Origin of the sequence: Mesonia sp. K4-1 (genome assembly GCF_008017825.1) — a bacterium.
Classification (GTDB): Bacteria; Bacteroidota; Bacteroidia; order Flavobacteriales; family Flavobacteriaceae; genus Mesonia.
The window spans coordinates 500,099-523,425 of sequence record NZ_VRLS01000012.1; the positions used below are offsets into that span (position 1 = coordinate 500,099).

A 23,327-nucleotide genomic window follows, 5' to 3' on the forward strand; every position below is an offset into this window, starting at 1 on the left:
ACTTATATTTATAAAACTAACACCACCAGATAATTATGAGGAAAATTACTTTTATACTTTTTTTATTGTTCAGCTTTAAGAGTTTTACGCAAGTAGCTCCGCTACAAGATTACACTTAGTATTTAGAAAAATTAGTTATTAGCGGAAATGATATTTTACCTCCTACTGATTATCAAAATTTTTATACAGTAACTTTTGACAATAGTTACCCTTATTGTTTATTTGATGCTCCATGTTACCCGTTAGATACTGATTTGGTCTATAATCAAAATCAAAGTTTTAATATTAATAATACGAGTTGTCCTCTAGATTGTGGAGGAGTACCAGTTTATGCTATAGATTTTGAAGAAATATTTATGGATGATTTTACAAACTTAGGTTTGCCTGGCTTTAATCCCTATATCTACGTATTTAGTACTTTTTCTAATTATATAGAATTGACAATAACAAATGGCAATGGAGATCAAGCTGTCTACCGTAATCAACAACTTGCGGTGTCTAAGAAGGAGAAACTAGAGGTGAATCTCTACCCTAACCCTGTAAGCAGTAATTTTCAATTAGAGTGTAAAGAAGAAATAAAATCAGTTCGTGTTTTTTCCGTTAACGGAAAAGAGATTTTAAAATATAAAGAAGCCAAATCTAATTACGATATTTCTCATTTCAACTCTGGTATCTATTTTGTAGAAGTTGAGGGTAGACGAAGTAAGAGTATTCTTAAGTTGATAAAACGCTAAAAACAAAACAAAACCCCTGAAAAGATAATTTCAAGGGTTTTTAAAATTTAAAGAAGGAATATATTTTAATTTCTCACATTTAATAATCCGTTACCGCTACTGACCACACGGTATCTAAATAGAGGATACTCTAAATCCTCTTCCTCTCCTTCAACTACTCCACCAGTAAATAAATCGTATGTATTTCCCTCACAAGAACAGTAAAGTTGTACACCGTCAACTTCCATAACTACACATTCATTTTTTCTAGGGTGGTTAGGATCAGCAGCATCATAAGCTACAAACGCGTCGGTTCCACTTTTCATAATTACGACTCCGCCATTTCCATAGTTAGGAACATACACAGGACTAGAAGGGAAATTGAGACTATTGTATTGTGGTAAACTTAGATCAATTTGAAAGTTCACATTTACATCTAATAAGTTAGGATTATTGTTTAAAGTATCATCGTCGCTACAAGCTACAGTTGCAGTAATTAGTAACATTCCGATAAGGAAATTTTTCATGAGAATTATTTTTGGCTGCAATTTAATATAATTGCTAAGCTTGTTAAAATTTATTATCTTTGTTTGTATCGGAATCCCATGCGAGTGGGATTCTTTTTGTTATATAAACGATGAAGTTATGAGTAAAGTATCTTATTATACTGCAGAGGGTTTAAAAAAATTAAAAGACGAATTAAACCAGCTAAGAGACATTGAAAGACCTAAAGCTTCTCAGGCTATTGCCGAAGCTAGAGATAAGGGAGATTTGAGTGAAAATGCCGAGTATGATGCTGCTAAAGAAGCGCAAGGTTTACTAGAAATGAAAATATCTAAATTAGAAGCTGTAGTTTCTAATGCAAGAATTATTGATGAATCTCAATTAGATACTTCAAAAGTATTGATTCATAGTACGGTAAAAATAAAAAATACCACCAATGGTATGGAAGTAACTTACAAATTGGTAGCTCAAAGTGAAGCCGATTTAAAGTCGGGTAAAATTTCTGTAGATTCTCCTATTGGTAAAGGTTTATTAGGAAAAGAAGTAGGTGATAATGCCGAAATACAAGTGCCTAACGGAACCATGACTTTTGAAATTCTTGAAATTTCTAGAGTGTAAAAATTTTTAATGAATGATCTATAAAAAATTAATTTTAAAAGTACCATTGTTTTTACTAAGCTTATTTTTAGTTTTAAGCTGTTCTTCTGATGATGATAAAGCACAGGATTACCCAGTAGGGTATGTTTTAAATTACACAGCAAAGTTAACTAATACTGAAGGTGTTTATGAAGTAAGCTTTATAAACGATGATATTAATAGTGCGGAAGATAATACCATAACTCATGATGTTGAAGAAGACGGAATAGCATCAGATTCAAATATCGGAGCTGGTACTTTTTTTGAGATTGAAAATAATATTGTAGGTGTCAAATTTGAAGTAGTTTCTGGGGATATTAATTTGTCAAATTTTCAAGTTACAGTAAAAGAGAATAATGAAACCGGAAAAACTTTGGGAGTTTTTGAAGAAGGGATAGATACTATATCTGTTACCAACGGAGAGTCTTTGTATTCAAGTATTGAAATTTTGTTTAATACTGAAACAAGAAGTTTCATGAAGAATTTAGAATAGAATTAGAAATACATATAAAAAAGCCTTTTCATTTCTGAAAAGGCTTTTTTATATGAAATTTTTAGCAACAACCGCCTCCATCATAATGGAAGGTAGATTCGCTAATAAAAATATCATCTCTTTTGAGATTTTGTAATGCGCCAGCTGTTTTGTCACAAATGGCAATAGGTTGATTTTTTAGAAGTATATGTCCTTTTTCATCATCAAAAAAATCATCTTGTCCAAAATAGATAGCTGCTTTCCCTGTAAAAACGCAAGGACCATCTTCTGGCATAGGGTCTTTGATTGCAGCCACCTCTATACTTTCAATATAGATCATTTCTTCGGTTGGGTAGTTTTTAGCATCTAAAATTCGGTAGGGTTTTTTAGCTCTAATTTCTATCGTCCCAAAGCCAGCATCGGTAAGCATTTTTACGTATTCTTTTAAAGGAAGACTTCCGCTAAGGCAAAGGGCACGCAAACGCTCATCATTCCGTAAAGTTTCATTCATCTCCTGTTCGCAAATAGGATCGCTCATCACTAATTTCCCATTGGGTTTTAATACACGATACATTTCGGCAATTGCTTTTTTAAGTTCTTCTGTTTTAAAAATGTTGAACAAGCAATTTTGAGCAGCAACATCTATAGAATTATCTTCTACTGGTAAACGCAAAGCATCTCCTTTTTTAAGATCTACAAATTCAGATTTAAACCAAGGGTTAGTTTCTTCGGCTTCTTTAAAGTTTTTACGAGAAGCTTCTAACATTTCATCGACAACATCTACGCCTATAACTCCGTTTTTTTGTCTAGAAAAGTAAGCAAACTGTAAAAGCTCCATTCCGCCACCTACGCCTACATATAAGGTTTTGGGATTATTTACTAAATCTCTTGCATGGACTGTACTACCACAACCATAGTTCATTTCTTGCATTATCTTAGGGATTTTTAACCCTGGCAATTCCCATACGGGATTGGTAGTACAACACAAACCTACATCTGGTGTAAGTGCAGCTTCTTTGTACACATCTTTTGTGGTTTCTAGATAGCTCATATAATTATAGAGATTTAATTAATTCTTTAAAAAGGGTAATCATTTGCGGTTCAGCTTTCGCAGCCATCGCCATAATTTCTTGAATATCTACTGGCTTTAAATGATCTGGGTCGCATTCATCTGTTAAAACGGAAACAGCAACTACTGGGAGTTTTAAATGGTTGGCCACTATAATTTCGGGAACTGTACTCATTCCTACGGCATCTGCTCCAATAATTTTTAGGTAACGATATTCTGCTCTGGTTTCAAGTTGAGGTCCTACTACAGAGGCATAAACTCCTTCGTGCAAATTAATATTATTTTCTTTAGCAGTCTTCTTTAGGATTTCGCCCATTTTTTGGTCGTAAGGCTGACTCATATCTACAAAGCGCTCTCCATATTTAGAGACGCCCTTAAAGGCAAGAGGAGAGTCTCCTAACAAATTAATATGATCATCGATAAGCATTAATTCACCTTTTTTAAAGTTGGTATTGATGGCTCCAGAAGCATTAGAGACTAGTAGCTTTTTAACGCCTAATTGATGCATAATTCTTACAGGAAAGGTAACATCTTTTAGGCTATAGCCTTCGTAATAATGAAAACGACCTTGCATAACTACCGCTTTTTTGCCTTCAATAATACCGTAGATTAGTTTTCCTTTGTGAAATTCTACAGTGGCGGTGGGAAAATGCGGAATGTGATTGTAGCTTACTTCGTGAATAATTTCCATTTCATCAAGAAGCTTTCCTAATCCAGTTCCTAAAATAATTCCTATTTCTGGGTTTTCAAATCCTCGTTGTTGTAAGTAGCTGGTAGTTTGTTCTATGTATTGCATATTATAATAAGTTCATTAATGTGGTATTGTCTTTCATATCTTCGTATTCGTCGATATCGTTGAGGGTTTCTAACAGCGTAACTGTTTTATCTTCCATACTTTTAAGCGTATCGTTAAATACTGTAGAAGTACTCCAATCTTTATTTTCAAAAATTTCTTTACGGAATGTGTTCATTCCTAGTAAATAGTAGCCCCCATCTTGTGCTGGTCCAATTACAAAATCGGTTTCTTTTAGTTTTTGAAAGGCTTCTTCAATAATTACTGAAGAAATATCAAACAAGTCACTCCCTACAATAATTATATGATCGTAACCTGCACGAAATCCTTCCGCGAAAGCGTAAGCCATACGCTCTCCTAAATCTTTGCCTTGTTGAGCTTTTTTTGAATAAATGTTACTATCCCAAATATCATTTACAACTGGTTGAGTGGCGTACCATACTTGCTTATCTACAGGGATATTCTTAGTAATATTTGCTGTATGTTGTAGTAAATATTTATAAACGCTTAGTGCTTTTTGATCACCTATTTTTTTTGCCAAACGGGTTTTACACTTTCCTAATTCTGGATGTCTAGTAAAGAGAAGTAATAAGTTTTGTGACATTTAATATACTTTTATTCCTTGATGTAAATAGTGGCTCCATTTTTTGTTATAGGTATGAACGCTGTCGGTGGGTTGAGATTGTAGATTATAAACTTCATATCCTTGATTTTTCCACTCAAAAATACCTCCGTAAAGGTTTTTTACATTCGTATAACCTGCATTTTTAAGCTTCTTAGCAATTTTTTCTGATCGTACCCCAATAGAACAGTATACTACAATAATTTTATTTTTTTTAGGAAGCCTATCTTTTGTAGCTTCAATATCAAAGTCCTTAAAACCCACATAAATAGCATTACCTAGATGACTTATTTGATATTCTTTAATTTGTCTAGCGTCTAATATAGTAATGAAATTATTATGTTTTAAATCTTCTTGAAGCTCTTGTACAGTGATGTAAGGAATATTTTCGTCATTATATTGTTTTAAAACTCGTTTAAAATCCTTTTGAGCCATAATAAAACTTGGTAAGAATAAGATGCATATTATTATTTTCATAAGGAATTATTGATATGATTACAGTTCGTAAAGCTTAGAAAACCTAAATAGATAAGGAGATTACCGATTGAATAAAATACATTGTAATTTTATATATTTATAAACTCCAATTTTATTTACTTACGAAATGTTTAAATAAATGGTTTACTAAGGTAAGTAATTGTGAACCTAATATACATTAGAAATATATATTAATGAACAATAAATTCAGCAGTTTTTTTTCTTGGTTTGTTAACCGACCTAAAGTGATAGGCTTTATTTTGTTTATTATTATTTTTTCGATCTTCACTTATATTGTATATCAGGAATATTCTCTTGCCAAAGAATCTGAAAAAGAGAAGGAAAAGCAGGTTTTGACTATTGTAAAACAGAATATCGAACAATCTTTAAAGACTAGTTATGTCTCTGCTTTAACATTGGCATTAACTATAAATGATGAAGGTGAACCTAAAAATTTTGAAAAAGTTTCAGAAAAGATTATCTCCTCGAGTGTTACTATTAGTGGGGTAGAGCTAGTTCCTAATGGTGTAATATCCTATGTGTATCCTTATGAAGAAAATAAAGAAGCTTTAGGATTAAATGTTCTAAAATACCCAATTTCTCAAAAGGAGGCTAATAAATCAATTAATAGCGGAAAAATGGATTTTGCAGGTCCAATTCCATTTAAACAAGGGGGGAAAGGGGTAATTGGAAGAATGCCTGTATTTATAGAAAATCAGTTTTGGGGTTTTTCTGCAGTAATAATTCATGAAAAAGATTTTTTATCTAATGCAGGTATATATAAATTTCTAAAAGAAGGGTTTAAATTTAGATTATCTAAAATAGATGATGAAACATCTAATGAAAGTTTTTTCTTTGGTGAAAAGGAAGATTTTAATGTCAATGAAGCTCAAAAATCATTTGTAAAAGATGGGAATTGGAATATTTATATCTACTCTGCAAATAAGGAAAACTTATTAATTTCTTTACTCCCTTTAATGTTTTTAGCCTTGTCATTTTCAATTCTAATAAGCATTTTTATTGTAAGATTTTTAAAGCAACCTAGAGAATTACAACGAAAAGTAAATATCCAAGCGGCTAAGCTATTAAACTCAGAACTTAAATTTAAAACTATTTTTAATCGTGCTCCAATTGGGATTGTACACGCACAGGCGAATGATTTTAAATTTATAGCAGCAAATGAAAAATTTCTGATAAAAACGGGATTGAGCATAAATGAAATTAAGGATGTTAAATTTGATTCGGTGTGGAAAAATCCTAGTGAGTTAAGCACATTAGTGGAGAAAAGGGAAAAAATAAATACTGTTTTTTTAAAGAAAAATGGTTCTCAAATTGATGTTAGAGTAGCTATTAATTACTTGAAACATAATAATCAAGATGCTTATATTTTTATTATAGAAGATATAACTGAAATTAATAAAGCTCAAATTCATTTAAAAGAATTAGAATCGAGAGTAAAGATGGCTGTTGAGATAGCTCAGTTAGGCTATTGGGAGTGGAATATACAAACCAATGAAGTTATATGGTCTCCTATGATGTATAAGATTTTTAGAATTCCTGAGGATTTCAAAATCACACCAGATTTTATTATATCTAAAATTCATCCTTTAGATGCTAAAAGATATATTGATAATCTAAAATCTCTTATACATGGAGAAAATGTCCATCCATCTTATGAAGCGAAAATTCTAGATCCAGAAAACAATCCTATTTATGTACTTGGACATTTAGAAAGTGAGAAAAATAAAAGAGGAGAAGTTATAAAGGTCAAGGGAACCTTGATAGATATAAGTAGTGAAAAAAGAACAAAAGAAGAATTAGATCAATCTTATGATGTGGTATTACAGCAAAATAAGCGATTAATTAACTTTTCTTATATAGTATCACATAACTTAAGATCTCATGCAAGTAATATCAAATCTCTAGCCCATCTACTTTTGGAAATGGAACACAGCCAAGAACAATTAGAGATGTTTGATATGCTTAATTCGGTAGCCCACGCGCTAGATCAAACTCTCTTTGATTTAAATGATGTAATTAACATTCAGCAGAATACATCGATTTCTGTTGAGGATATTCTGGTAATAAAATATATTGAACGTGTATTAGAAGTTCTTCAAGTAGAAATAATGCAAAAAAAGGCTCAAATAGTTATTAATGTACCTGCAGAAACTAAAATTAGTTTTAATCCCGCTTATTTTGAAAGTATTTTACTTAACTTTATATCAAATGCTATTAAATATAGACATCCTAATCGACCTTCAATAGTAATGATAGATTTTTTAATTATAGACAATCAATCTGTGATTCAAATTAAAGATAACGGTATTGGAATTGATCTTAAGAAAAATGGCGATAAATTATTTGGTATGTATAAAACTTTTACAAAAAATAATGAATCGAGAGGGTTAGGATTGTTTATAAGCAAGAGTCAAATGGAAGCTCTAGGGGGTAAAATCACGGTTGAAAGTGAATTAGGTAAAGGGAGTACTTTTAAGCTTTTTTTTAATTAGTATGGAAGTTTGTATAATCGATGATGATAAAATTTACCAATTTCTTTTAAGAAAAACAATTAATATTGTCAATCCAGAGATTACAGTAAACTCTTATTTTAATGGTTTAGAGGCCATAACAGCGTTTGAAAAAATAGACTCTTGTTGTGATGTCATCCTATTAGATCTAAATATGCCTAAGATGGATGGTTGGGAGTTTATTAAAGAATATCAAAAATTAAAAAACAAGGCACAGCCATTTCCTCAAATTTACATTTCTACCTCTTCTATCGCAGAAGAAGACAAAATTAGAGCCCTTTCTTTTCAAAATATTATTAAAGGATACCTTACAAAGCCTATCACTATTCAAGTGATAAAGAAGATTATAAGTTAGATTAACTATTCTATCAATATCTGAAAATCAGCATTTTAATTTTTAAAAATTAAAAATTTAACATTTTTATTGTTAGGGTTTAATGTATTGAAAATCAAATATTTAAATCTATTAATGTCTGAAAATTTAATTTAACAGTAAGATAATAAGCACTTAATCGACAAAACATAACATTTTATCGATTATATTTATATGTTTGTAGTTTAAACTTCATGAAAGATTTACTGCAGTAATTAATAAAAGTGTTTATGAATAAATTACTTTACCCTCTATTCATCCTAATATCATATGTTGGGATTGGACAAACTGTTAGTGTTAATCAGAATAACTCTGCGCAAACTTTGGCAAATATTTTATTAGATAATGCTTGTGTTGAAACTTCTAATGCAACAGTTTCGTCATTACAATCGGTTTCTTATTTTAATAATAATTCAGGAAACTTTCCTATACAGGAAGGGGTAATTATTAGAAACGGAAATGCCAGCTATACTGCTGGAAGTTATACTGGTAATAATTTGAGTTCACAAAATAATACGAATACAGATGTATTTTTAGAGAACTTAAATAATGCTTCGGGACAAACCTCTCAAGTTACAGATGTGGCATATTTAGAGTTTGAGTTTATACCACTATCAAGTAATTTTAGTTTTGATTTCTTATTTGCATCTAATGAATATGGACAATGGCAATGTGTTTCTAGTGATGTTTTTGCCTTCTTGTTAACTGATTTGTTTACGGGAAAAACAACCAATTTAGCTGTTATACCTGGTACTCAAACGCCAGTTTCTGTTAAAAATATTAAAGATAGCGCGTATAATAATTCATGCTCATCAGATAATGCTTCATTATTTGATGTTTATAATGTAAATAATCCTTCCCAATCAACTATTAATATGCGAGGTCATACGAAGATGATGAATGCTTCGGCAAAAATTACACCTGGTAATCCATATAAAATTAAACTTGTTATAGGCGATTCTAACGATTCAGATTTTGATTCGGCTATTTTTCTTGCAGCAGGAAGTTTTAACGCAAACGTAGATTTAGGAAAAGACACTACAATCTGCCAAGGTAGTAGCAAAACAATTACAACAGGTTTAAGCACTCAAAATTATTCTCACATTTGGAAAATGAATGGTTTTGTAATTCCAGGGCAAAACGGAAATTCAATTACTGTTACTAATCCAGGAAATTACAGTGTACTGGTCTTGGGTAATAATTCAAGTTGCTCCCTCACCGATGAAATTCTCTTGACGGAAGTAACTATTCAGGAACCAAAAGATATTAAGGTTTGCCATGACCCATCAAGAAATTATAGTTTTAACCTATTAGAAAATTCATATCAATCTCTGGGAATTTCTGCGGCAGCGTATACTATAAATTATTATGCATCTCTAAATGATTTAAATAATGACATAGCAATCCCTTCAAACTTATTACCTAACTATTCGGGGAAAAATAATCAAACTATATATATTCAATTAAAAGCTGTAGATACTAATATGTATTGTGATGTGGTGTATAATTTTCAATTATTGATTAATGATCCAATCCATCTTAATACTGACAATATAGAGTTGTGTGATATGACGGACGTAAATCATATAGTAGATTTAAATCAAAACAATTCGACTACAATTTCCAACTCTAATGGATACAATTTTTATTTCTTTCGTGATTATTTTGATGCTCAAACTAATAGCAATGCTATTTTAGATCCTGAAAACTTTACACCGGTATTTAGTAAATTCAAAACAAAAAAACAAACTATATGGGTAAGAGTGGAAGATAAAAATATGACCAATTGTTTTAATATTTCAAGTTTTGATATCATATTAAATCCTTTACCAATTGTAGACGAAATTGCTGATGTGGTAGAATGTAGTCAATATATTTTACCACCGATCATTAATGGTAATTACTATACGGGTTCACAAGGAACAGGAGCTATGTTATTTGCAGGAGATATTGTGGAGCACCCCGGTACCTATTACATCTACAATGGACCAGATGCAAATGGTTGTTATAATGAAAGTAAATTTAAAATAATTTTAGTTGAAAAATATAGAGTTAGAAAATTATGGTGTGGACAAATGACAGTACCATCACCACCAGCTGGAACATTTTATACAGAACCAGGAGGTCCAAATGGTAACGGTCAAGTAATTTCTCCTGGGACTGTTTTTACCACTAATCAAACTCTTTACTATTATGCTGATGTAAATGGAGTTTTCTGTAAAGAAGATGTGTTTCCTATTAATATATTGCCTCTACCACCTGTAGATGCGCCTTTAGATGTGGTAACTTGTAATTCTTACACACTTCCAACTTTACAAAACGGAAATTACTATTCAGAGCCTGATGGAGAAGGGACTCAGTTTTCTGCGGGCGATGTTATTAGTAGTTCCCAAACCATGTATGTTTTTAATTATGACGGATTTTGTACTAATGAAAATTCTTTTGAAATTATTATTACCCCAAATTTTCAGGATTTGAACATTTGCGGTACATATACTCTACCAGATTTAGAAATAGGAGGGTATTATACACAAGCTGGCGGTAACGGTCAAGTTATCCCAGAAGGTCAGGTAATATCTTCTTCGCAAACTGTTTATTATTATGCAGTAACCACTACCAGTCCTAATTGTACACTTAATGAAGGGTTTTTTATCAAAATAAATTCTATTCCACAAGTAGATAGTTTAAATGATGTTATGGTCTGTGAAGATGATATTTTCACATTGCCAAGTTTAGTAAATGGACAATACTTTTCAGAACCAAATAGAGAAGGGGATCAGCTTTTTGAAGGTGATATTGTTATGGAAACAAGTACAATTTACATCAACAATTTAGAAAATGGATGTACGAATGAAGCTAGCTTTTTAGTAGAAATAATTGAATTGCCACCTATCGAAAATTTTACTGATGTTTATTCTTGTGAGACTTATGAATTACCTCCTTTAGCTAATGGTAGTTACTTTACCCAACCTTATGGTACAGGGCAACAACTACAATCAGGGGATTTGATCACCACCACACAAGAAATCTATATCTATAATTCATGGCCCCAAATTAATTCTTGTGACAATCAAGATTCTTTTACTGTGTATATTGAAGGGGTGGAAGTAGGTAATTTTAATGATATTCAAGCATGTGATAATTATACATTACCATCATTAAAGAAAGGGAATTACTTTACTCAAAGTGGGGGTCAAGGTAGAATGCTTCATGCGGGGAGTCAAATTAGTACTTCTCAAGAAATCTTTGTGTATGCTGTAAGCGGAGATCGTTTTACGTGTGAAAGTGAAGCTAGTTTTCAGATAAATATTTCTCAAACGCCTAATTTACAAGAATTCGAAAATATCGAAGCTTGTGGGAGTTATGATTTGTCAATGCTTACTACAGAAAATGCAGAGGTTAAATTTTATAGATCTCCTAATCAGCAAGGATTATTGACACAAGAAGAGTTACTGTTTAATGAGGCAGGTACTTACGTGGTGTATGTTTATGCTTCCGCGGAAGCGAATCCGAACTGTACTATTGAAAAAGTAATAGAAATTACAATTCATCCTTTATTGCCTCTAAATATAGAAGAAGCGACTATATGTAAAGATCCTAGAACTGAAGAAGTGATTTCACCTGCATTTCTAAGCTCTGGTCTCCCTGATAGTGAATTCGAAGTCAACTGGTATTTAGATGGTAATTTGATGCATACGGGTGAAAATTTTGAAGCTACAGAGGCGGGTATTTATACGGTTAGAAGTACTGTTCTAAACCCAATTTCTACTTCCGATTGTGGTTATGAGGTTACTTTGGTAACAGTGACCGAATCCAGCAAACCTATCATAGAAACTTTAGTAACCGAACCCTTCGAAGATGTGGCTGTGATTAATGTGATTGTAAAAGATGCTATTGGAGAATTAGAGTATCAATTGAATAATGGAATATTTCAAGAGAGCAATGAATTTTACGATGTAAAGCCAGGAGTGCATACGGTGAGAGTGAGGGGGATGAAAGGTTATTGCGGAGAAGCGATAACAGAAGTAGAGGTGATAAAATATCCCAAATTTTTTACACCTAATTCTGATGGTATAAACGATGAATGGAATATCAAAGATTTAAAAGAACATCCAGAAGCTCAAGTCTATATTTTTGATAGGTTTGGTAAGCTAATTACGACTTTAAGTCCACGAAAGAGAGGATGGGATGGTTCGCTTAATGGAAAAAATTTACCTTCAAATGATTATTGGTTTCAAGTAGTGTTTAAACAAGATGGAAACGAAAAAGTTTTCAAATCTCACTTTACACTAAAAAGGTAAAAATTAAACAAATAAGTTAATTAAGAAAAGTCTCGCTTATACAGCGAGACTTTTTTATAAATAACAAAAAACCCCGATCGTGAGATCGAGGTTTTGCGGTGGTGCCTCCAGAATCTTATTCATTTGCACACTCTTGTACTTATTCAGACTTAAATGTATACTAACATAGTATTCTTATTTAGCTAAAGAAATACCTTATACATATCTACACTTAAAAAATCACGAGCATATTCGAGAGCAATTTTAAATAAGCTCTATTCACGATTGCTGAAATTCCTGATCAAGACTTCCGCTTGAAGATAAGTAGAGTTCTTTTTGAAGTTCTTCTCCTTTTCCAGATGCAGATTGATAATTTCTCCAAAACGAGTTTTTTGTTCCAAATGGTGAATTAATTTAACGATAGAATTATAATCTCCTTCAATCGTAAAAGAGTAAGATTTGGTAATTAAATTATCTTGCTCATACTGATGAGGTTCTATGAAACTGGTAATGTCCAACTTGTTCTCTTCTGCATACTGGTTTAAAGTTTTCAAAAGGTTGTTTTGAAGAGAACTTTCCTTTAGCTGATATTTTGTGAGAATAGAATCATAGTAATGTTCTTTTTGCTTCAATAAGGAAAACTGCTTGGGAATATTTTTAAAAATAGCTTCTTCTTGTAGAAGTTTCTCTTTTTGCTTTTTTAATTCCAAAGTTTTAGAAAATGCCAATTGATAACAGATTAAGAGGCTTAATATAAAACCAAAGACCAGTATGATATTTTTATGATTTTTATTCATTATCAGCAATATCTAATTTGATTATGAATTCAGTATTATCTTCTATATCTCCGTAACTTAAAATACTTACTTTACTTATCCAGTTCATCTTTTCTAACTCATAAACCCAATAAGAAAAGCCCTCCCTTTCAGTTGTAGTTCCAGAGATTGTTATACTGTTATTAGTGAATTCAATAGGTTTTTCTTTCCTAATTCTTTTTTCTAAAGGCTGGTAATCAAACTCTGTTAAAAGCACCGTAGGAGGCAAGGAATGGATAACCTCATTAAGAAACAGAGAGCTAGTGGAGGAGGAGCTATTCAGAATATTCTCTACGATCAGTTGTTTCTTTTCCACTTCGGCATTTAAGGCATTAATGCTGTTTTTGGTGTTACTGTTTATTTTAGAGGTTTCCTGTAATTCTTGCACAGCAGTATAATTACTGTTAAAGAATATAAAGTTGATTAATAGCGAAATCAACAAGAAGGCAATCGCAAAATTGGAAAACAATTTATAAAAGCGTTCTTGCAAATATGCTTTTTGTAGCTTTTTATTGCTTTCTAAAAGGTTAGTATGTAAAGGTTCAAAATTCAACAGCAACGAAATGGAAGCAAGAAAAGACAAGAGGTGATGATTGGAAACAGACAATCCTTTGAAATCATAACCTTCTTTTACACCCCCTAAATTTTGTCTTTTAATATATTTTATACTGTCGCCCTCTAAACTTATAATAGAGTTGGAAGTTTTAAATGTTTTATTTTCTGAAAAAAGGTGGAGGTATTGCGTTAAAAAGTTACTCAAGTTTACTTCCACGACTTGGTATTTTAAAGCAGTAAATTGATTAACTATTTTCTCTAACTGAATTTTCCTGCAAAGAAAAATGTGTACGTTAGAATTGTTGGAAATGATTTGATAATAAAACTCTGTGATATTAATATTCGGAAACGCAATATTAATTAAGGTCTCTCCATCTTTTTGGTTACTGTGGATACATTTATAGAGGACGTCCTTAGTGTTAATAATAAGTGATATGGCTTTATTTTTAGAAACATATTCAGGTAAAGATTCTACTCCATCTACTTGAAAGGTTTTATCGATATCTACCTCGTTTTTGGTTTTCTTTAAAACAGTCCCATTCAATATAGAGCCATTTGGAGACTCGATAAGCTCGATCCCATAGACGGTATTCCCATAGTATAGATATGCCTTTAACCTCTCAAACATTAATAAATAATTGTGGGTTTGATCAATACGGTCAATTTTGATTTGGAATCCTCCCTTCTTCTGGAGCTAAACAACCATTTGATAATTGGAATCCTTGAAAGCAATGGGACACCTGTGCCAGAATCATCTTTTACCTGTTCTTCCAATCCTCCAAGAACTACTATATCCTGATCTTCCACCCTGATGATGGAACTAAACTCTCTTGAATTAATATTGGGAGGAGCATTTTCTTCTATCCTGCTACCGAAATCGGATTGAATGACAAAAATATCCAAGGTAACCTGTCCGTCACCAGAAACCAAAGGTTTGATAGTCAAGCCTAATTCCGCGTCAATGGGTACATAGTTGGTTATTTCAGAAGTTTGAGGGTTATCCGTGCCATAGATATTTCTCTGGGTAACCGCATAATAGGAGGTCTGTCCATTGGAGAAAGTCGCCCGATGCCCATTTAAAGTAGATAGTTTCGGAGTAGATCTAATTTTCAGGTTGCCATTTGCTTCCATAGCTTTAATGGTGGCATAAAAATTCGGAACCACTTTTCCCAGATTGAAAGAACCAAACCCATCAAAACCACCAATAACTTTATTTATGGTCTTTGAACTCAAGGTCATATTGGTGGAAGGAAATATAGACCCTTGGGTTTCTACTGGTTCATCACCGATACCCCAGCTTACGCCAGTTTCCACGGTAGCACTTCTGCTTACTTCTATGATCATAACCTCTATAAGTACAACAGGTACGGGTTTGTCGATCTTGGCAATAAATTTTTTAAATCTTTTTATTTTCTCGCTTGTACCGTTGACATAGAAACTATTCATCTCAAAATCAATTTTAATGTCAAGCCCTTCCTTTATTTCATCGGGGAGGATACTGATAAGTGCCTCTGCTTTAGAATTATAATTACCGAAATTATTATTTTGAGAGGTAGCTACCTGCTCTCTATTTCTATTGGAGTAGTTATCAAATTGACCAGAATTCTGGTAATTATTGTTATAACTGTTATAGTTTCCAGTTGGGATATTCCCCGCTGTTCGGTTGGTCGTATTTCCTTTTCCAGAAGGATCAGCTAATAATTCGACGGAACGATGCTGTAGGTGAACAATCTCCACCTCTCGAACGCTTAATTGATCTTTGGTGCCAAAGAAATATAGGTTGCCCTCTTTTTTATAGGTGAAAATGGCATTGTTAGAATTACCTCCTTGAGGATTGGTTATATTTCCACCTGAGCTGTTTCCTTGTACTTTGAATATTTCAGAAAGCAATTGATCAAAATAGATGGTTTTAGCTTTTAAAGTGGCTGTACCTGCTTGAGAGAGGTGAGAAGCTGTGAAGATATCAATTCCCAGTTCTTCCCCGATGGTGTAGACAATATCTTCAATGGGAGTGGATGTGAAATCTACGCTTAATAACTTAGATTCAGAATGTAGGATCTCATAGTTAAAACCAGCCCTTCTTTGTCTTTTGGAAACAGGGGTATTATTGGTAGAAGAGGAAGACGGCGAGTCGTCCTCAAATAAATAAAAATTATCTTCTGTTTTCTCTACATACAGGTTATTGGCATAAGCTAATTTTTGCATAGCACTTCCAAAAGGAGTGTCCTTCATATATACCGTTAGCTTTTTATTTTCGATACCTGGAGAAAACACCAAGTTCTTTCCAGACTCGTTTATTATCTTTTTAAAAACCTCATATAGCTTGTCGTTATTTAGATCTAGGGAAATAAGGTTTTCATTGGGATTATAGGAAATGGGAATAACTCTTTTTTCAGGGATGGGTTCTGGTTCGTAGTATTTCTTTACAGATAATATATTTCCTGTAAAGTCAATTGTTAAGCTGTATTCCTTGCACAAAAAGACCAAAAGGTCGGCAACGGTAACATTGGAAAAATTATTTACAATGTTTATTTGATTGAGTTCGGGGGAAACGTTTATATTTAAGTTATGAATGTCAGAAATAGCCAATAAGAGATTACTTAAATTTACATTGGTTACATTGATTTCCGTTTTTACATTCTCTGTTAATCCAGGCTCCTCTACTGCCAAAATAGTCAGTTGATTCTGTATACGCTCAATCCTATTAGGTTCTTGAGCGTTTAAGAAAGAGCTATAAATTAAAAATAAAAGAGTATATAGGAGTTTCTTGGACATGGTATATAATTAATCGGTTAAAAGCGAATATACTTCTTCTATAGAAGTCGTTCCAGATTGTATTAAATGAATAGCATTGCTTTTTAAAGTTTCTATATTATTCTCTTCCAAATAACTATCGATAGATAACTCATTGTCTTTGATATAAGGTATTAATCCCTTTGTAATGGGTACGATCTCATAAACAGCTTTTCTTCCCTTATACCCCGTATAATAACAACTACTACAACCAATAGCTTTAAAATGGGTATGTAGAGTTTTAGGTATAGAAAAGTTCTCGGGGAACAGGTTAGGTGAGATTTCTTCTTGTTTCTTACATACCTCACAAAGCTTTCTTACCAAACGTTGTGCAATACTGACATTGAGCGTGCTTGCAATTAAAAAGGGAGGGATCCCCATATCGATCAATCGGGAAATGGTTGCCCAAGCAGAATTGGTATGAATGGTAGATAGTACCAAATGCCCTGTAAGAGAAGCCCGGATAGCCATTTGAGCGGTTTTTACATCCCTGATCTCACCGACCATAATGATGTCTGGGTCTTGCCTTAAAAATGTCCGTAGTGCACTGGCAAAATCTAGACCTATGTTTTCTTTTAATTGAACTTGATTTACTCCTTCTAACGTATACTCTATAGGATCTTCAATAGTTAAAATATTGGAAGATTCATCGTTTAAGACTTTTAATGTGGCATAGAGAGTAGTGGTTTTTCCAGAGCCAGTAGGTCCAGAAATAAGCACAATGCCATTGGGGTTTTTAATGCTCTCTTTGTAGGTTTTAAGCTCCCTAGTGTTAAAACCTAAATCTTCAAGATTTAAATGATTGGTTTCCTTGCTTAAAATCCTCAGCACTATTTTTTCACCATAAAGCGTGGGAAGGGAAGAGACCCTGATGTCAAATTCTTCATTATGAGATTTAAAAGTAATCCTTCCATCTTGCGGAAGTCGCTTCTCGGAAATATCCAGTCCAGCCTTAATTTTAAGTTTGTTAACGATTATCGGGTATTCTTCAAAAGAAATAGAATAGTATTCTTTTAACTTTCCGTCCAATCGAAAACGAACCCTACAACTTTCTTCATAGGGTTCAAAATGGATATCACTGCTACCAATATCTTTTGCGGTAAATAAAAGTTTCTCCAAAAAATCGTTGCTATAATGAAAATCTCGATTTTGGTAGGAGGACTCCCGATAGTTCTGAGATAAGTATTTCTGTAAGATTTCCTTTGTGGTCAATTTTAAATCGATGGAAAAACCTAATAAGATTTCCAGCTCTTGTTTTAAATCTTCGGAATTGTTTTCACCATAAAGCGTTAAAACATTGTCCTTGAAGTCTACAGGTACAATGCGGTAATGATATGCCTGTTTACTGCTGATCTTTTGTAGTAAAGAAGTTGATATGTTATATTTCTCTTCCAAATGATCCTAATTAAATTCTATAAAGTGAATCTACTATCCCCATCCAATAGGCAAGATAGGTAGACAGAAAAAACAAACTCATGTAGCCTGCTAAGGGAACAGAAGAATGGGATGACTTGTTTTTTAAAATTATGTGTAATGATAAAGAAAAAATCAACGACATCACAAATAATACAATAAAAGAAAATGTGCTAAACGAAAATGTGATAGCAATAAAAAACAGAAGGTCTCCATAACCAAAAACATGGCTGAACTTTTCTTTTAATTTTAATTTTATATACAAAAGGGTTAGCATGAAAATAAATAATACGAAGAGAATATTGTAGATCAACGTAAGTAGGAAAACTTCTCTCAACACTTCGTTAAAATGCAAAAAACCTGTAAGAATACCTACTATGGGAAATAGAAACCAATACACTTCCCTATCCTTAAAATCCTGAAGAAAAATATATAGGAGAACAGTAATAAGGATGAATTTAATGACAATGATCAATCTTTTACCGTTTGTTTTGGGTTTCCGTTTTGATCAATTTCCCAAACGTTAAAAACACCGTCTCCATCAAAATCAGTAACGGCAGTAGCTCTAGCTTTAAAAGTGTTGTTGTCCGCTTGAATGATATCATAACTATAATTGGCAGCCCCACCATCTTTCACGGTTTTTGGTGCTTCAAAATCCAGTTCGCTCAAGTCAGAGGAGTATTTGGAATACATATACCTGTGAGTGGTTTGTGAGTTATATAAATATTTTAACTGGGTCTGGGCTTCCACGCTTTTAGCTTTGCTGATTAAAGGCATCAAGTTAGGTAGCGCTAAGAGAAGCAATATCCCGATGATTGCTAAAACAATTAAGATTTCTTGCAGGTTAAATGAAGGTATTTTTTTCATTTTCATCTCATTAAATATTTTGTAAATGTAAAAATTTTCTTAAAATTTACTTGTATTAAATGTTAAAAATAGTTTTATTTGGCTTTATATTTTACAGAATCAAATTTGAATCAATGAAAAAAATTTTACTAGCTAATCTCTTTTTTCTTAGTATTTACAGCGTAAGCTTTTGTCAGAATATGGGAAATGAAATTCCTGAGATTTTAGATATGAGGCCTCCTTCTCCCAATGCTTATGAGTTGACAAAATACGGGGATATTCCTATAAATGAACATTTAGGAAAAGTTTCTACATCTGTAGAAGTTCATAATTATAAAGCTGGAATGCTCAACATTCCTATAACTTTAAATTATATTGGAAATGGTGTAAAGGTTGATCAAACCGGTAATGTAGTAAACAGGTTCTTTGCTAAAACATTTTGTATTAGTTCTTGAAAATCAACAAATTAATAAAATGTAACTTCTTATAAAACCCCTTACTTTTGGTGTTTTGAAACAATAAAAATTCCTTAGAAGTTATAAAATATGATTTCTATATCCCTACGTGTAGTAAACGGGTGCTTGAAAATATTTGCAGTTATGGATTGTAAAAATTGTAATAGCAGCAACTGTATAAAAAAGGAAAGCGAAATGGTAAATAACGCTATTTTTGTAAAAACTGTAATCTAAGTTTTCAGCTAGATTATAAGTATAATGCATATAAGTCAGAAACTAATATACTGGAATATTAGAAACACATAGAGATCTAGGGGTTAATTAAAATTTTAACAAAATATGAGTTTCCGTATTCATATTTTACTTACAAAACTATTAAGTTGAATAATAGAAAAACTTCAATAAGTAACATTTCCAGCAGATTGAAATAAAATTATTTCTTTAAATGTAAAAATTTTCTTAAAATTCACTTGTGATAAGTGTTAAAATTAGTTTTATTTGAAGAATATTATCTAACATAATCCAAATGAAAAATTTTTTATTTTCACTTCTTTTCTATAGTATCATTAATATATGTTTTAGTCAAACGAATTCTACTGATTATTTAGAAGAAAATACAGAACCTTCTCCACAAGCCGCACAATTTACTAAATACGGTAATATAGAAGCCAACGCCGCCTATGGAAGAGTAAATCATTCAATCCCACTCTACACTTATAAAATGGGGAAAATCCAAGTTCCTATTTCTATGGATTATGATGGAATTGGGGTAAAAGTAAACCAAACCAATACTTGGACAGGGGTTAATTGGAAGTTAAATGTGGGTGGAGCCATCACAAGAACCGTTTATGATAGACCAGATGAGGATGTTTCTCAGCGAATATTTAAAAATGATATTGATAATTTGGTAGATACTTATGAAAGTGACCCTACGATTAACCCTGGAGCTATCAATGCTAGCCAATTAGGGAATTATTTATTTTTGGATAATTATGATACGCAACCAGATATTTTTAATTTTTCATTTTTAGGTATTTCGGGTAGTTTTTATTTAGATCAAGGTTATAACCCAATTTTGATAAATGCCGAAAATGATCTGAAAATTGAAATTGAGGGTGCGGGTGACAATAAATCCAATTTAAACCAATTTAAAACATTTAAAATAACAGATGCCAACGGAGTAGAATATTTTTTTGGAGGCGCTGAAACAGAAACAAGTAAGAAAGAAGTGGGTTGGCATAACAATGTTTCTCCTTTAGCAACAACAGCCTATCATCTATATATGATAAAACATCCTATGGACGGATTGGTTTTATTTGAGTATGATAAAAGTTTAAATTACTTAGCCCATATCGACTTTTCATCTCAATATGCTCAAGCACTTAATAGCCAAGTAGGAGTAGGTACTTATGATATAGTTCTATCACCCACAGGGCATGTCGGAGGAAATAGACCAGATAGAATTATTTCAAATATTTCAGGAGGTAAATACTTAACTAAAATATTTTCCTCAAGCGGAGAAGAGGTTGTTTTCCATTCAGATAACCAAGGATATTCTAATAATAAAAATATATCCAATGTTTTAAACTCTATTGAAGTAATTAATACAGGGAACAATCAGAAACTGATGGATATAGATTTTGAATATATTTTCGATATCGCTGAGGGCGTTCAACAGCGTTTTTTCTTAGAACATATAAAAATAAACGAATGGCTTGATAACAATAGCCCAAATATGGGTAAGGATTATAAGCAGTATGAATTTGTCTACAATAATCCAGTGGGACTACCAAAGAGATTTTCTTACTCTCAAGATCTATTTGGCTATTATAATGGGGTTGATAATAGTGATAAAGGAATGTTACCTATTAATGACGATAATACGGTAGGTGTTTATGGTGAAGCCGATAGGAGTTCTGATTTCGGTAAAATGATTTTAGGAAGTTTAAAAAAAATCATTTATCCAACTGGTGGATATACTTTATTGGAATATGAACAGCCTCTTAATAAAAAAGTGGAAACTGAACATTATCAACGTACAATCCACAGGAATATGGCAGCATTTAATCCACCCAATAAACTAACAACAAACTGTAATTTGGGAGGATTTGAAGATGATGGAACTGGAAATTTAATTTTTAAAACTATACCTATCAGTCAAACTATTTCGGTAAATGTAAATGTTGAGTTTTCACAAATGCCCCCTGATAAAGATTGGGTTTATGTTGAGCTGTTTGAAATTTTTCCTAATCAAAGTCCTGTATCTTTAGAACTTCGAAATTTTAAAAATACTCCAAATGATTGGAATGGCTCTCCCTATGAAATCAACAAGCAATTTGATTTTCAATTACAAGCTGGTCATGCCTATAGTTTGAGGTTTTACAAAGGGTTTGAAAGTTTAAACACTCCAATGCAAGGCCAACTATTCTTTGATTATAAGGTTGGTGATATTTTAACCCCTGGTGAAGGCTTAAGGATCAAGCGAATTTCAGATTTTACTTCCAATGCTACCAATGCTCAAAACATCAAGAGGTATTATTATACAGGAAAAGAAAATGTACGAAAGGATCCTTTGGAGTATGTACCGTACTATCAAGATGCTAGTTTTATAGAAACTACGGATATTTCTGTAGAAAACAACTGTAAACCTCCTGAGATAATCGGAGCAGCTCTGTGCTGTTATGTGGATCAGAAACAAGGAACGCGTCTAAATATTCACCCTACGAATTACAACGAAAATATTTTAAACTCTTATGAGAAAGTCACCATAAGTTATGGAGGAGATGATTTTGAAAATGGCGGTATTGAAAAATGCTTTTATAAAGAAGGGGGAGATATTGTTAATATGTTTAAGGCTCAAACCGCAGGTGGAGCTGGTAGTCCTGAGAAAATAGAAAAGACTCATTCTAGTGCTACATGGTCAGCAGTTAGTGTACGAAATGGTAAATTACAACGAGAAAATTTTATAAGTAATGAAAATAATACACTGCGCTTGGAAAGTCAAAAAATTTATGGCTATCATGTAGTAAATTTAGAAAGTTTAACTGCAGTAGTAGGTTCATTTGGTCCTTATTGTGGTCCTGGTTATGCAGGTTACCGATATAGTAACTTTAGATTAGGAAGCTATGATATTTTTTCAAAAAAACTATTATTGGTTTCTAAAAAGATGCAAAAATTTTACCCTGCTATATTATTTAATGAAGATATTGAGGAAAGTAATAAATTAGTAACCAAAACGGAATACGATTACGATTCTCACGTAGGTCAACCCACAAAGATCACCACCACCACGAGCGATAGTGATGTTGAGAATATCGTGAAAAATCGTTATCCATACGGAGGTCCGACTCAATTAGATCCTTGTTTGAGTATCCCAGATCAGCAGCACTATCAAGCGCTTTATGATCAGCACCGGATATCGAGCCCCTACCAGACGGAGACCTATGTTAAGGAAGGTGGTGTTGAGCGTTTAACTTCTGTCAAACGGGTAATATATGATCTTTACAACTCCACTGGAGGTCCAACCACCTTACCTACCAATGGTATTTTAATGCCATCGAAAGTACAGACGAGCAAGGTTGGGGAATGTGATTTGGAGGATCGCTTTGAATACTTGGCATACAATGAAGATGGCTACCCAACGCTGTTGAAGAATACCAATGGTACACAGACAAAACTTGTCTACAACAACAGGAACCAGATCGAAACATTGGTGGAGAACTTTACATTCGACAATGGTGATCCCGTATATAATTTAGGGGATCCTGTTTTGGTACGCTGTGAAAAGCGCAACGCCCAATATCCAGGAGCTCTAATTACAAGCTATAGGTATGATTCCGTTACCCATCAGTTAACTTGGGAACAAGACCCCCGTTGCCAGGTAACGGAGTATGAATATGATGATTACCATAGGTTGGAGTATATCAAGGATATGGAAGGGAACATATTGCAGGAATATGACTATAATTATAAAAACTAAC

18 protein-coding genes are annotated in these 23,327 nt (G+C 32.7%); 8 read left to right on the plus strand and 10 right to left on the minus strand.

Annotated elements, in window-relative coordinates:
• Positions 1–254: 254 nt before the first annotated feature.
• Complete coding sequence (locus tag FT986_RS03515) at positions 255–734, plus strand: T9SS type A sorting domain-containing protein (RefSeq protein ID WP_147863858.1); 480 nt, start codon at positions 255–257, stop codon at positions 732–734.
• A gap of 65 nt (positions 735–799) precedes the next feature.
• On the opposite strand, the gene FT986_RS03520 is transcribed toward FT986_RS03515, so the two are convergent.
• Complete coding sequence (locus FT986_RS03520) at positions 800–1,240, minus strand: hypothetical protein (RefSeq protein WP_147863859.1); 441 nt, start codon at positions 1,238–1,240, stop codon at positions 800–802.
• Between the two features lie 118 nt (positions 1,241–1,358).
• On the opposite strand from FT986_RS03520, the gene greA reads away from it, so the two are divergent.
• Together greA and FT986_RS03530 are read left to right on the plus strand one after the other, a co-directional pair.
• Complete coding sequence (gene greA, locus FT986_RS03525) at positions 1,359–1,835, plus strand: transcription elongation factor GreA (RefSeq protein ID WP_111539604.1); 477 nt, start codon at positions 1,359–1,361, stop codon at positions 1,833–1,835.
• Positions 1,836–1,848: 13 nt separating this feature from the next.
• On the plus strand, positions 1,849–2,346 hold the full coding sequence (locus FT986_RS03530) for a hypothetical protein (protein WP_147863860.1): 498 nt from the start codon (positions 1,849–1,851) through the stop codon (positions 2,344–2,346).
• Positions 2,347–2,407: 61 nt separating this feature from the next.
• Here FT986_RS03530 and arsM read toward each other — a convergent pair whose 3' ends face one another.
• From arsM to FT986_RS03550, 4 genes are read right to left on the minus strand one after another with little or no spacing between them, the layout of a single operon-like run.
• The gene (gene arsM, locus FT986_RS03535) at positions 2,408–3,376 is read right to left on the minus strand and encodes an arsenosugar biosynthesis arsenite methyltransferase ArsM (protein WP_147863861.1); all 969 of its coding nucleotides are present in this window, start codon (positions 3,374–3,376) and stop codon (positions 2,408–2,410) included.
• Positions 3,377–3,380: 4 nt separating this feature from the next.
• On the minus strand, positions 3,381–4,190 hold the full coding sequence (locus FT986_RS03540) for a purine-nucleoside phosphorylase (RefSeq protein WP_147863862.1): 810 nt from the start codon (positions 4,188–4,190) through the stop codon (positions 3,381–3,383).
• A gap of 1 nt (position 4,191) precedes the next feature.
• Positions 4,192–4,791: a TIGR04282 family arsenosugar biosynthesis glycosyltransferase gene (locus FT986_RS03545; RefSeq protein WP_147863863.1), complete on the minus strand. Its 600-nt coding sequence runs from the start codon at positions 4,789–4,791 to the stop codon at positions 4,192–4,194.
• Entirely contained in the window at positions 4,792–5,286 is a 495-nt protein-coding gene (locus tag FT986_RS03550) for a rhodanese-like domain-containing protein (protein ID WP_147863864.1), read from the minus strand.
• Between the two features lie 194 nt (positions 5,287–5,480).
• Between FT986_RS03550 and FT986_RS03555 the strand changes: the two genes are divergently transcribed.
• The 3 genes from FT986_RS03555 to FT986_RS03565 all read left to right on the plus strand — a co-directional run bounded on the left by FT986_RS03555 (position 5,481) and on the right by FT986_RS03565 (position 12,491).
• Complete coding sequence (locus tag FT986_RS03555) at positions 5,481–7,799, plus strand: ATP-binding protein (protein WP_147863865.1); 2,319 nt, start codon at positions 5,481–5,483, stop codon at positions 7,797–7,799.
• Between the two features lies 1 nt (position 7,800).
• On the plus strand, positions 7,801–8,172 hold the full coding sequence (locus tag FT986_RS03560) for a response regulator (RefSeq protein WP_147863866.1): 372 nt from the start codon (positions 7,801–7,803) through the stop codon (positions 8,170–8,172).
• Positions 8,173–8,420: 248 nt separating this feature from the next.
• Entirely contained in the window at positions 8,421–12,491 is a 4,071-nt protein-coding gene (locus tag FT986_RS03565) for a T9SS type B sorting domain-containing protein (RefSeq protein WP_147863867.1), read from the plus strand.
• 254 nt (positions 12,492–12,745) lie between these two features.
• Here the strand turns inward: FT986_RS03565 and pilO are convergent, their stop codons facing one another.
• The 5 genes from pilO to FT986_RS03595 form a co-directional block, all read right to left on the minus strand.
• Positions 12,746–13,180 (minus strand): type 4a pilus biogenesis protein PilO, encoded by a 435-nt coding sequence (gene pilO, locus FT986_RS03570; protein ID WP_255505893.1) that lies wholly within the window; start codon positions 13,178–13,180, stop codon positions 12,746–12,748.
• Between the two features lie 79 nt (positions 13,181–13,259).
• Positions 13,260–14,468 (minus strand): hypothetical protein, encoded by a 1,209-nt coding sequence (locus FT986_RS03575; protein WP_147863869.1) that lies wholly within the window; start codon positions 14,466–14,468, stop codon positions 13,260–13,262.
• Positions 14,468–16,615, minus strand: coding sequence for a type II secretion system protein GspD (locus tag FT986_RS03580; RefSeq protein WP_147863870.1), 2,148 nt, complete (start codon positions 16,613–16,615; stop codon positions 14,468–14,470). Before FT986_RS03580 ends, FT986_RS03575 begins: the two co-directional genes overlap by 1 nt.
• A gap of 9 nt (positions 16,616–16,624) precedes the next feature.
• Positions 16,625–18,028 carry a GspE/PulE family protein gene (locus FT986_RS03585; protein ID WP_187248562.1) on the minus strand — a complete coding sequence of 468 codons (1,404 nt, stop codon included), beginning with the start codon at positions 18,026–18,028 and terminating at the stop codon, positions 16,625–16,627.
• 489 nt (positions 18,029–18,517) lie between these two features.
• Complete coding sequence (locus FT986_RS03595) at positions 18,518–18,919, minus strand: prepilin-type N-terminal cleavage/methylation domain-containing protein (RefSeq protein ID WP_147863871.1); 402 nt, start codon at positions 18,917–18,919, stop codon at positions 18,518–18,520.
• Between the two features lie 107 nt (positions 18,920–19,026).
• Here FT986_RS03595 and FT986_RS03600 point away from each other — a divergent pair, with 107 nt between their 5' ends.
• Positions 19,027–19,347, plus strand: a complete 321-nt coding sequence (locus tag FT986_RS03600) for a hypothetical protein (protein ID WP_147863872.1) — start codon at positions 19,027–19,029, stop codon at positions 19,345–19,347.
• Positions 19,348–19,873: 526 nt separating this feature from the next.
• Positions 19,874–23,326, plus strand: coding sequence for a hypothetical protein (locus FT986_RS03605; RefSeq protein ID WP_147863873.1), 3,453 nt, complete (start codon positions 19,874–19,876; stop codon positions 23,324–23,326).
• The last annotated feature ends 1 nt before the right edge of the window (position 23,327 follow it).